7 protein-coding genes and 1 pseudogene are annotated in these 11,515 nt (G+C 73.3%); 5 read left to right on the top strand and 3 right to left on the bottom strand.

Features of this window, described 5'->3' with window-relative positions:
• The first annotated feature begins 170 nt into the window (after nucleotides 1-170).
• Together ACQPZK_RS10615 and ACQPZK_RS10610 are read left to right on the top strand one after the other, a co-directional pair.
• Nucleotides 171-1,004, top strand: coding sequence for a SigB/SigF/SigG family RNA polymerase sigma factor (locus ACQPZK_RS10615; RefSeq protein WP_425734370.1), 834 nt, complete (start codon nucleotides 171-173; stop codon nucleotides 1,002-1,004).
• A gap of 150 nt (nucleotides 1,005-1,154) precedes the next feature.
• On the top strand, nucleotides 1,155-3,806 hold the full coding sequence (locus tag ACQPZK_RS10610) for an ATP-dependent RNA helicase (RefSeq protein ID WP_433539169.1): 2,652 nt from the start codon (nucleotides 1,155-1,157) through the stop codon (nucleotides 3,804-3,806).
• A gap of 7 nt (nucleotides 3,807-3,813) precedes the next feature.
• On the opposite strand, the gene ACQPZK_RS10605 is transcribed toward ACQPZK_RS10610, so the two are convergent.
• Nucleotides 3,814-4,539 (bottom strand): PP2C family protein-serine/threonine phosphatase, encoded by a 726-nt coding sequence (locus ACQPZK_RS10605; protein WP_433538127.1) that lies wholly within the window; start codon nucleotides 4,537-4,539, stop codon nucleotides 3,814-3,816.
• 249 nt (nucleotides 4,540-4,788) lie between these two features.
• On the opposite strand from ACQPZK_RS10605, the gene ACQPZK_RS10600 reads away from it, so the two are divergent.
• Nucleotides 4,789-7,398: a glycoside hydrolase family 9 protein gene (locus tag ACQPZK_RS10600; RefSeq protein ID WP_433538126.1), complete on the top strand. Its 2,610-nt coding sequence runs from the start codon at nucleotides 4,789-4,791 to the stop codon at nucleotides 7,396-7,398.
• A 60-nt stretch (nucleotides 7,399-7,458) separates the two neighbouring features.
• Here the strand turns inward: ACQPZK_RS10600 and ACQPZK_RS10595 are convergent, their stop codons facing one another.
• Both ACQPZK_RS10595 and ACQPZK_RS10590 read right to left on the bottom strand, forming a co-directional pair.
• On the bottom strand, nucleotides 7,459-8,325 hold the full coding sequence (locus ACQPZK_RS10595; RefSeq protein WP_433538125.1) for an aminoglycoside phosphotransferase family protein: 867 nt from the start codon (nucleotides 8,323-8,325) through the stop codon (nucleotides 7,459-7,461).
• A gap of 24 nt (nucleotides 8,326-8,349) precedes the next feature.
• Entirely contained in the window at nucleotides 8,350-9,027 is a 678-nt protein-coding gene (locus tag ACQPZK_RS10590) for an HAD family hydrolase (protein WP_433538124.1), read from the bottom strand.
• Nucleotides 9,028-9,155: 128 nt separating this feature from the next.
• On the opposite strand from ACQPZK_RS10590, the gene ACQPZK_RS10585 reads away from it, so the two are divergent.
• Nucleotides 9,156-10,070, top strand: a complete 915-nt coding sequence (locus tag ACQPZK_RS10585) for a hypothetical protein (protein ID WP_433538123.1) — start codon at nucleotides 9,156-9,158, stop codon at nucleotides 10,068-10,070.
• A gap of 126 nt (nucleotides 10,071-10,196) precedes the next feature.
• Nucleotides 10,197-11,448, top strand: a pseudogene (locus tag ACQPZK_RS10580) (DUF222 domain-containing protein).
• The last annotated feature ends 67 nt before the right edge of the window (nucleotides 11,449-11,515 follow it).

Raw genomic sequence — 11,515 nt, 5'->3', positions numbered from 1 at the left:
TCGTCGCCACTTATGGGCGTTTTGTTGCTCAACACACCTTAAGTACATCAACCTTTCGGCTAGATTTCCGGGAGCCGATCAGGTTAAGGTGACTCCCGAACGGCCCAACTGAAGCTAAACCAAAGCGTCACCTTCTTTTTGTCCGCGGACGAGGTGCAGGGAGGACCACCATGACCGCGTCAACGATCACCGAGCAGGCGAGCAGCACGACAGCCGAGCAGACCAGCACCACCAAGCTGGACCCGCGGGCGCTCACCGACAGCGCCGCCGATCTCCTGAACGCCATGGCCGCACTGCCCGCCAACCACCCGTCGCGCGCCGCCCTTCGCGACCGGGCGATCGAGGCCTGGCTGCCGCTGGCCAACCACCTCGCGCACCGCTACAGCGGGCGGGGCGAGCCGACCGACGACCTGGCGCAGACCGCCGCCGTCGGCCTGATCAAGGCCATCGACAAGTTCGACCCGTCGCGCGGCGTCGACTTCGCCGGTTACGCGATCCCCACCATCATCGGCGAGCTCAAGCGCCACTTCCGCGACCGCACCTGGGACATCCGCGTACCGCGTCGCCTCCAGGAGCTGCGGCTCGCCATCTCCGACGCCAACAGCTCGCTGCTGCAGACCCTCGGGCGTTCGCCGACGGTCGCCGACATCGCCGCCCACCTCAAGCTCACCGAGGAAGAGGTCCTGGAAGGTCTGGAAGGCGCCCGCGCGTACAACGCGGTGTCGCTGTCCACCCCGACCGGCGACGGCGACCGGGCCACCGAGCTGGGCGACATGCTCGGCGGCGAGGACAACGAGTTCGAGCTGGCCGAGCTGCGGGTCGCCCTCGGCCCGGCGCTCGCCACGCTCGACGAGCGGGAGCAGAAGATCCTGACCCTGCGGTTCTACGGCAACCTGACCCAGTCGCAGATCGCCGACCAGATCGGCGTCTCGCAGATGCACGTCTCCCGGCTGCTCGCTCGGGCGCTGACCAAGCTCCGGGGTCAGCTCGACGGCACCTACTAGGAACTTCACGGTCGAGGGCCGGGCCAGCGTCGCCCCGGTCCTCGATCGTGTGAACACCGGCCGGGTCGCTTCCCTTCGGGGCGGCGGCCCGGCCGTTCGCGTTGGTGGCCGGCCCGCCGGGGGTCGCGCCGGGCGGTGCGAGACTGGGCCGTGCTCTCCGACGTGACCCTGGACCTGCCGGTCCGCCCCACCCTGCCGGCGATGCTCACCGCGCTCGACGCGGCCGGCGCGGCGGTCCTGGTCGCCCCGCCGGGCACCGGCAAGACCACCCTCGCACCGCTGGCGGTGGCCGACCGGGTCGACGGCCGGGTGGTGATCGCCCAGCCCCGCCGGGTGGCAGCCCGCGCCGCGGCTCGGCGGATGGCCGACCTGCTCGGCGAGCGCGTCGGCGACCGGGTCGGTTACGCCGTACGCGGCGAACGGCGGGTCTCCCCGGCCACCCGGATCGAGGTGGTCACCACCGGCCTGCTGGTGCGCCGGCTGCACCACGACCCGGAGCTGCCCGGCACGGGCGCGGTGCTGCTCGACGAGTGCCACGAGCGGCAGCTCGACGCCGACCTGGCGCTGGCCTTCACGGTGGAGGCCCGGGCCACGCTCCGGCCCGACCTGTGGCTCCTCGCCATGTCCGCCACGCCGGACACCGACCGCTTCGCCGCGCTGCTCGGCGGGACCGCCCCGGCCCCGGTGGTCCGGGCCGAGTCGGCGCTGCACCCGGTGCGGCGAATCTGGACGCCGCCACCACGACCGGTCGCGCCGCCCGGGGCGGGCCCGGTCGACCGCGCCCTGCTCGACCATGTGGCCTCCACCGTCCGGCGGGCGCTGCGCGAGCAGGACGGCGACGTGCTGGTCTTCCTGCCCGGGGCCGGTGAGATCGCGGCGGTCGCCGGACGGCTCGCCGACCTGCGGGACACCGTCACGCTGCTGCCGTTGCACGGCCGCCAGCGCGGGGCCGAGCAGGACGCGGCGCTGCGCCCCCGGACCGACGACCGGCGTCGCGTGGTGCTGTCCACCGCGCTGGCCGAGACCAGCCTCACCGTGCCGGGCGTACGGACGGTGGTGGACGCCGGACTGTCCCGGGTGCCCCGCATCGACCTGGCCCGTGGACTGGGCGCGTTGGTCACGGTGCCGGTCTCCCGGGCCGCCGCCACCCAGCGGGCCGGTCGAGCCGGCCGCGAGGCGCCGGGGCACGTCTACCGCTGCTGGTCGGAAGCCACCCACGAGCGGCTGCCCGCCCGGCCGGAGCCGGAGATCGCCACCGCCGACCTGACCGGGTTCGCGTTGGAGCTGGCCGCCTGGGGCAGCCCGGACGGTGTCGGTCTGGCGCTGCCCGACGCGCCACCGGCCGCGGCGATGACTGTCGCCCGGGACACCCTCGAAACGCTCGGCGCGGTCGACGCGACCGGTCGGATCACCGGGCGGGGACGAGCCATCGCCTCCGCCGGGGCCCACCCACGGCTGGCCCGGGCGCTGCTGGACGCCGCCGACCGGGTCGGCGCCGACCGCGCGGCCGAGGTGGTCGCCCTCCTCGCCGAGGAGAGCGCGGCCGGCCCGGGCGACGACCTGGTGGCCGGCTGGCGTCGGTTGCGCGCCGGGGTCGACGCGGGCGCCACCGCCCGTTGGCGCGCCGAGGTACGCCGCCTACGCGCCGCGCTGCCCGCTGCCTCGACCGACGAGAAGCGCGTCGGTCCCGGGCGTACCCAGGCAACCGCCCCGCCCGGCACCGCAGCACAGGCCGGCACCGCAGCACAGGCCGGCACCGCAGCACAGGCCGGCACCGCCGCGCCCCCTCGATCTGACGCATCCGCTGACCGCGACCGGCTGACCGACGATCTCGCCGCCGGGCTGGTCGTCGGTCTGGCGTACCCCGAGCGGTTGGCCCGGGTGCGGCGGCCGGGCGGATCGTCGTACCTCATGACTGGCGGGACCGCCGCGGAGCTGGCGGCCGGGTCTCAGCTGGCCGGTGCCGACTGGCTCGCGGTGGCGGTCGCGGACCGTCGTCCCGGCGCGCCCTCGGCGCGGATCCGCCGCGCCACGGGCCTGGACGAGGCGACCGCCCGGGAGGCGGCGGGGCCCCTGCTGTCCACGCGCCGGGAGGTGGGCTGGTCCGACGGGGACGTGGTGGCCCGGGAGGTGACCCGACTGGGCGCGATCGAGCTGGTGGCACGGCGGCTGGACCGCCCGGACCGGGCGGAGATCACCGAGGCCCTGCTCACCGGCCTGCGTCAGGAGGGGCTGGGGCTGCTGCCGTGGACGCCGGCGGCGCGGGCGCTGCGCGAGCGGATGGCGTTCTGCCGGCGGCACCTCGACGCCGAGTGGCCGGACGTCGACGACGAGGCGCTGCTCGCCGCCGCGCCGACGTGGCTGGGGCCGGAGCTGGCCGCCGCCCGACGGCGTGCCGACCTGAACCGGATCGACGTGACCTCGGCGCTGCGTCGACTGCTGCCCTGGGCGCAGGCCGCGCGGCTGGACGAGCTGGCGCCCGAGCGCATCGAGGTGCCCAGCGGCTCTCGCATCCGGGTGGACTACGCCGACCCGGCCGCGCCGGTGCTCGCGGTCAAGCTTCAGGAGACGTTCGGCTGGCCGGCGGCCCCGCGCATCGCCGGTGGCCGGGTGCCGGTGCTGCTGCACCTGCTCTCCCCCGCCGGGCGGCCGGTGGCGGTCACCGCGGACCTCGCGTCGTTCTGGCGTACCGGCTATCCGCAGGTCCGCGCCGAGCTGCGCGGCCGCTATCCCCGCCATCCGTGGCCCGAGGACCCGGACACGGCGACGCCCACCCGCCGCGCGGCGCCGCGCCGGCGCTGAGAAGGGGCTACTCCTCGACGACGTCGGCCACCACGACGGTGACATTGTCCGGAGCGCCCGCGTGCAGCGCCAGGTCGATCAGCTTGCCGGCGCAGGCGGACCGGTCGGGATAGGCGGCGAGCACCTCGGCCAGGGTGTCCGGGCGGACGACATTGGAGAGGCCGTCGCTGCACAGCAGCCACCGGTCGCCGGCGCGGGGCACCATCGTCGCGTACGACGGGGAGACGTCCTCGCCCTGCAACGCCTGGGTGACGACGGCCCGGCGCGGGTGGCTGCTGGCCTGGTCCGGGGTGATCACGCCCTGGTCGACGAGCATCTGCACGAAGGTGTCGTCGCGAGTGATCTGCTTGAGCACGCCCTCGCGGAAGAGGTAGGCCCGCGAGTCACCGACGTGGGCGAGGGCGAGGCAGCTACCGGTACGGGCGAAGAGCAGGGCGGTCAACGTCGTGCCCATGCCCTGGCGCTCGGGGTCGTCGACGACCGCCTGCCGAATGCGAGAGGTGGCCAGCGCGATGCCGTCCTGGAGGGCGGCCACCAGGGCGTCCTCGGGTGTCTCCACGTCCAGCGGGGCGACCGCGTCGATGGTGAGCGAGCTGGCGAGGTCACCGGCGGCCATTCCGCCCATGCCGTCGGCGACGGCGACGAGCCAGGTGCCGGCGTGCAGGGCGTCCTGGTTTCCGCTGCGGATCAGCCCACGGTCGCTCGTTCCCACGGAACGCAGCTTCAGGGTCATGGGAGGCAGCCTGCCAGGAGAAGGGCGCAGTTGTCTCTAGGAGATCAGGACGACGGCGCGTGGCGCGGCCAATCTCACGTCTCGCATTCCGACGCCTCGCGCGCCGCCGCCCTCGTCGGACGGCAGATCCCATCCAGTCGGATCAATTGACAGGACGAACCACCACTGGAAACATCGAGCTTCGACCTGGGAGCGCTCCCAGGTTGCCACCGCCACCTGCCTCACCTCCCGTCCCGGAAGGACTACCCCGTGACGCCATCCAAACGTCGCCTCCTCCTGGCTGCGGCGACCACTCTGGCCCTCACCGGCGCGGGCGCCGGAGCGGCCTACGCCGACCCTCCACCGGACGCCCCCGAACAGATCGACAACGGGGACTTCAGCGCGGGCGTGAGCCCGTGGTTCTCCTACGGCACCGACTCGCTCGGGGTCACCGACGGCCAGCTCTGCGCCGCCGTCCCCGGTGGACTCGCCAACCCGTGGGACGCCGGCATCGGCCAGGACGGCGTGCCGCTGATCGCCGGCGCCGAGTACACGCTCGGCTTCGACATCACCGCCACGCCCGGCACCGCCGTCAAGGCCGTGCTCCAGCTCGGCAGCGCCCCGTACACCACGTACGCGGCCGTGGACGCCGCCGCCACCGGCACCGTCCAGCGCGTCGAGTCGACCTTCACCGTCCCGGACGACAACCAGAACGCCCAGCTCATCTTCCAGGTCGGTGGCAGCGCGCAGGCGCAGACCATCTGCCTCGACGACGTGTCGCTGCGCGGCGGCGAGCCCCCCGCGCCGTACGAGCCGGACACCGGGCCCCGCGTCCGCGTCAACCAGGTCGGCTACCTGCCGGGCGGGCCGAAGAACGCCACGGTGGTCACCGAGGCGACCACGCCGCTGCCCTGGCAGCTCCGCTCGGCCGCCGGCGTGGTCCTGGCCAGTGGCACCACCACCACGCGGGGCGTGGACGCCGCCTCCGGGCAGAACGTGCAGACCGTCGACTTCTCCAGCTACCGCACCCCGGGCGCGGGGCTGACGCTCACCGTCGACGGCGAGACCAGCCACCCGTTCGACATCTCCGGCACCCTCTACAAGCAACTGCGCTCCGACGCGCTCCAGTTCTTCTACGCCCAGCGCAGCGGCATCGCCATCGACGGTGACCTGATCGGCGACGAGTACGCCCGCCCCGCCGGTCACCTCGGCGTCGCGCCCAACCAGGGCGACACCAGCGTGCCCTGCCAGCCGGGCGTCTGCGACTACTCCCTCGACGTGCGCGGCGGCTGGTACGACGCCGGCGACCACGGCAAGTACGTGGTCAACGGCGGCATCGCGACCTACCAGCTCCTGAACACCTTCGAGCGGACCAAGACGGCGGCCACCGCCAACGGCGGCGCCGCGCTGGCCGACAGCACCCTGCGCGTGCCGGAGCGTGGCAACGGCGTCCCGGACATCCTGGACGAGGCCCGCTGGGAGCTGGAGTTCCTGCTGCGCATGCAGGTGCCGGCCGGCAAGCCGCTCGCCGGCATGGTCCACCACAAGATCCACGACAAGAACTGGACCGGCCTGCCGCTCGCCCCGCAGGACGACCCGCAGCCGCGTGAGCTGCACCCGCCGTCGACCGCGGCCACCCTCAACATGGCCGCGACCGCCGCCCAGTGCGCGCGACTCTTCGCCCCGTACGACGCGGCGTTCGCGTCCCGCTGCGGCACCGCCGCGAAGACGGCCTACGCCGCCGCGAAGGCACACCCCGCGGTGTACGCCAGCCCGACCGACGGCACCGGCGGCGGCGCGTACGACGACTCGAACGTCACCGACGAGTTCTACTGGGCGGCTGTCGAGCTGTACCTCACCACCGGCGCGCAGACCTACCTGACCGACCTGACCGCGTCGCCGCACCACACCGGCAACGTGTTCGAACCGCGCGGCTTCGGCTGGCAGAGCGTCGCCGCGCTGGGTCGCCTCGACCTGGCCACCGTGCCGAACGGGCTGCCCGCCGCCGACCTGACCCGGATCCGGGCCTCGGTCACCACCGCCGCCGACGCGTACCTCGCCGAGCTGCGCCGGCAGGCGTACGGGCTGCCGATGCCCGGGGACGCCGACAGCTACTTCTGGGGCGCGAACAGCAGCATCATCAACAACGCGGTCGTCCTGGCCACGGCCTTCGACCTGACCCGCGACGCCCGTTACCGCGACGGCGCCGTGCAGGCGATGGACTACATCCTCGGCCGCAACGCCCTGAACATCTCCTACGTCACCGGCTGGGGCGAGCACGCCGCGCAGAACCAGCACAGCCGGATCTTCGGCCACCAACTCGACGCCACCCTGCCCCGGCCGCCCGCCGGCTCGCTCGCCGGTGGCGCGAACGCGGCGTTGCAGGACCCGTTCGTGGCGCAGCTTCTCGCCGGCTGCAAGCCGATGTTCTGCTACGTCGACGACATCAACTCGTACTCGACGAACGAGGTGGCGATCAACTGGAACTCGGCGCTGACCTGGATCTCCTCGTTCCTGGCCGACCAGGGCGACGCCGGCGCGGTTCCGGCCGTCACCTGCTCGGTGAACTACGCCAACTACGGCGCCTGGCAGGGCAACACCGGGTTCACCGCGCAGTTGACCATCCGCAACACCGGGTCCACGGCCGTCAACGGCTGGACCGCCCGGTTCGCGTTCACCGGTGACCAGCGCGTCCGGGAGGCCTGGCTGGCGAAGGTCACCCAGTCCGGCGCGACGGTCACGGCGAAGAACGAGTCGTACAACGCCAAGATCGCTCCTGGCGGCACGGTGACGTTCGGCTTCAACGCGACGACCAACGGCGGCGCCAACCCCAGCCCGGGGCTGGTCACCGTCAACGGGAACGCCTGCGCGCTGTCCTGACCGCGACCCCTGGTGGCCGCCCTCCCCCCGTGGGCGGCCACCAGGACCACCCGTTCGCCATCACGAGTCCAGCACCAGGCGGAGGGCACGCTCGCCGATGCCGCGCATCAGGGGGTTGTCCTCCGAGTGCGTCAGGAACACCAGCGACAGAGCGAGAGCCCACCCACGCGCCCTCTGCCAGGTCCCGTCGTCCGCACGGCCGTACGCCTGGCGAAGAGCAGCACGCTGCTCGGCCGTGAACAGCATCCAGGCCACGGACAGATCGGTCGCGGGATCACCCGAGGTGATGTCCCCGAAGTCGATCACAGCGCTGATCCGGCCCTGATCGACGAGGATGTTGGCGGGGTGAAGGTCCCCGTGCAGCCACAGCGGCGGACCCTCCCAAACGGGTGCGGCGACAGCCACCTCCCAGATCCGCAGCGCGGCGGCACGATCGGTCGGATCGACGTGCGCGAGCCCGTTCAGCACCCCCGAGGCGCGGCCGGCCAGAGGAATCCCGCGTAACGGGTTGACGGGCGCCTCCGGAGGAGCCGGGATGTGCAGCGCGTCCAGGAAACCGCCGAGCGTCGCCGCCGCCGCCCAGGGATCGCCGGGCGCGGACAGCGCCACGATCCGGCCCGGGAAGAACGGCACGACACTCCACGACCAGGGGTACCGGGTCGTCGGCCGACCGACACGCAGCGGCGCCGGCACCGGTAACGGCAGGCGGCCGGCCAGCTCCGGCAGCCACCGCTGCTCGTGCGCGATGAGCTCGGCGGCAATGACGCGGCGCGGCAACCGGACCAGCAACTCCTCGCCGAGCCGGCACACCAGGTTGTCCCAGCCGTTGGTGAGAATCTCGACCGGCAGGTCCGCCAGATCGGGGTGCTGCTCACCGAGCAGACCGCGCACCAGTTCGACAGAGACGGGAACCTCCGCGGCTGGCATCCTCCGGACGGTCACAGCGAAACCCTACGACCGCGCCCCGCCCGGCTGTTCGGCTCGGCTGTTGTGTGCGGCGATCAGGTCCGGCAGCTCGTGCAGCGAGTCGATGCGGAACAGGCACCGGTCGGCCACGGACGGCAGGTCGAGGATGTGCCCCCACGGCGAGCGCCGGATCAGGCACGTCTTCATCCCCGCCTCCTGAGCCGGACGGGCGTCGTTGTCGGGTCGGTCGCCGACGTACAGGATCGACGACGGATCGCCGCCGCCCTCGGCCACGACCCGCTCGAAGAAGGCCGGTGCCGGCTTCGCCACGCCCCATCCGTACGACGTGCCGACCACGTCCACGTCGAGGTCGAGAGAGCGAAGGGTCGCCTCGGCGTGGGCCGGCTGGTTACCGGCCAGGCCCACCAGCAGACCCTGGTCACGAAGGGCGGTCAGACACCCACGCGCGTCCGGGTAGAGGTCGTCCGCGTCGAACGCTTCCGGCTGGCCGGCGGCGGCTCGACGGGCAAGCTCGACCTCCAGGTCGAAGTCGGGCCGGAAGGCACGGAACGTCTCCCGGTAGTCCAGGCCCCTCGCGACGACCGCGCCGAAGACCGCCGAGAACGTGTGTCGTGGGACGCCGAGCCAGTCGGCCCAGGCGGCGAACTCGCGGGACTCGTCGAGAATCACCCCGCCGACATCGAAGAAGACCGCATTGATCAACCTGTGTCTCCCGTCCCGCTCCGGCCGTCGGTGAGCATAGGTGGCAGGTTCGACGCCCGATGCCCCGTCCCGCGCCGCGCGGGTAAACCCGGTTGGCCGGGTTCGCCCCGTCGGCCATCGTGAGAGCGGTGGACCGCGGTGAACTGACCGACGCCGAGCGTCGGGTGTGGGGGGAGCTTCCAGAGGGAGCGCGGGCCGCGCTGGCCGGTCTCTCCGGCGCGAACCTGCGTACTCTGCTGTTGGGCGTGGCCCGCGACCGCGCGGCGTCAGTACGCCCTCCGGAGGTGGTACGCCGCTGGCGCGAGGATCGCTTCGTCCGTCCGGCCACCGTGGACCCTCGCGTGCTCGCACGGGTGGAGGCACGGATGTGGCACCTGCTGCCCGCCGACGTATCCGGAGTGGAGCTCTCGCCGGTCGTACCGGTGGGCACCTGCACGGCGGTCGCGCCCGGCAGCCAGAACAGGATCGTCACCACGATGCGCGCCAGCGAGGTGCTGAGCGACCCCACCAACGCGCTCGCGATCGAGGCGTCCGTGCGTCGCCGCCAACAGGGCGAGGTGCATCTCGCGGCCGCCCATCGCGTGCTGCGGGCGCAGGACTTCGGCGGCGGCGCATCGGCGCACTTCCGTCTCTTCGCCCTGGTGTCCAGCGCGCGGGACGTCGGTTCGGGGGTCACGCAGGCACGTCTGCTGATCCGTCATCTCACCTACTGGCAGACCGTCCTCGCCGACCTGTTGCCGGCGGCGGCGCCCCAGTTGCACGTCACGGCCCTCGACGACCACGTCATCCGCGAACGGCTGGCCGACAGCGTTCGACCGGTCCTGGCCCGGGGGCCGGTGCCGCTGGTGGACGAGCCGGACCGCACGCGTGGTCGCGGCTACTACACCGGCTGCGCCCTGCGGATCACCGTCCGGAACGGCGATCTGGAGATCGGCGATGGCGGGCTCACCGATTGGACCGCCCGCCTCAGCGGCGACGCCAAGGAACGCTGCCTCATCTCCTGCCTCGCTACGGAACGCCTGGCCGACTGCCTCGACGACTGATCCGCCAAACCATGCGGTGGGGCGTCGCCCGCTCAGCGGGCGGCCTTTTGACCGGCACCACAAGATGGTTCGCCGTCACCGCGTTCAGTCCCGGAATTTGTCGTACACCTGTTCTAGCCTTAGTCCATGTTGGAGGGCTTGGCGCAGGCGGAGGCGGCGGTCGCCGACTGCCTCGACGCCGTGGTCTGGGCCCTCCCCGAGCACGATCTCGTCGCGGCCCTCGACGCCGCGCACCGGCTCGCGCAGCGCCTGGCGGCCGTGCAACTGGCGCTGGTGCGTGAGGTGGACGGTCGGGGCACGGCCCGGGCGCAGGGCGCGTCGTCGACGGCGGTGTGGTTGCGCGATCGGCTGCGGCTCGACGGTTGCGCCACGCGCCGACTGGTCGATCTCGCCGGGGCGCTCGATGCGGGAGCGCCCGGGGTGCGCGCTGCGCTGGCCGAGGGAGACATCACCGTCGAGCAGGCGCGGGTCATCGGCGAGACCGTCCAGACGGTGCACACGGCCGCCGGCGCCGAGGCGGCCGACAAGGCGGTCGGCGTCCTCATCGGGTGGGCCGGGCAGTTCGATCCGACCCTGCTGCGCAAGCTGGGCACCCGGGTCCTCGACCACGTGGCCCCCGAGCTTGCCGAAGCCGCCGCCCGGGCGGCGTTGGACGCCGAGGCGCGCCGGGCCGACCGCGACCGTCATGTCACGCTCTCCGAGCTCCGCGACGGCCGGCTGCGGCTCTCCGGTCACCTGGACGCCGAGGCGGCCGGCCTGCTGCGTGCCGCCCTCGACCCACTGACCGCGTCGTCCGGTCCGGACGACCCGCGCTGCCCCGGGCAACGCCGGCACGACGCGCTCGCCGACCTGTGCCGGCTCGCGCTCCGCACCGGCGAACTGCCCGACCACGGCGGGGAGCCGGCCCAGATCGTGGTGACCACCAGCTTCGACGTGCTGGCCCGGCAGCTCGATACCGGCACCCCTCGACACCGGCCCACAGCTCACCCCGGAAACGGTCCGTCGCCTCGCCTGCGACGCCGCCATCCTGCCCGCCGTCCTCGGCAGCGCCGGCCAGACACTCGACGTCGGCCGGCAACGCCGACTCGTCACCGGTCCCCTGCGCCGCGCTTTGGTCCTACGCGACCGCGGCTGCGCCTTCCCCGGCTGCGACCGACCACCCCGCTGGTGCGACGCCCACCACATCCACCACTGGGCCGACGGCGGCGACACCAGCCTGACCAACTCCGTGCTCCTCTGCGGCCACCACCACCGCCACCTCCACCACGGCGAGTGGACGGTCCGACTCGGCGGCGGCGTCCACCCCGAATTCGTCCCGCCGGCCTGGCTCGACCCGGACCAGCTCCCCCGCCGCAACCACTACCACCGGCGGACGTAAGCACCCTGGGTCTGCCCGGATACGAGCGCAAGCCATGGACCCGGAGGGCAGGCCGGCGAGACCGGAA

Origin of the sequence: Micromonospora sp. CA-249363, from assembly GCF_050950185.1 — a bacterium.
In the GTDB taxonomy this organism is placed as follows: domain Bacteria; phylum Actinomycetota; class Actinomycetes; order Mycobacteriales; family Micromonosporaceae; genus Micromonospora.
The sequence above is the reverse complement of the archived record's forward strand: the minus strand, read 5'-3'. Positions and strand labels throughout refer to the sequence as shown.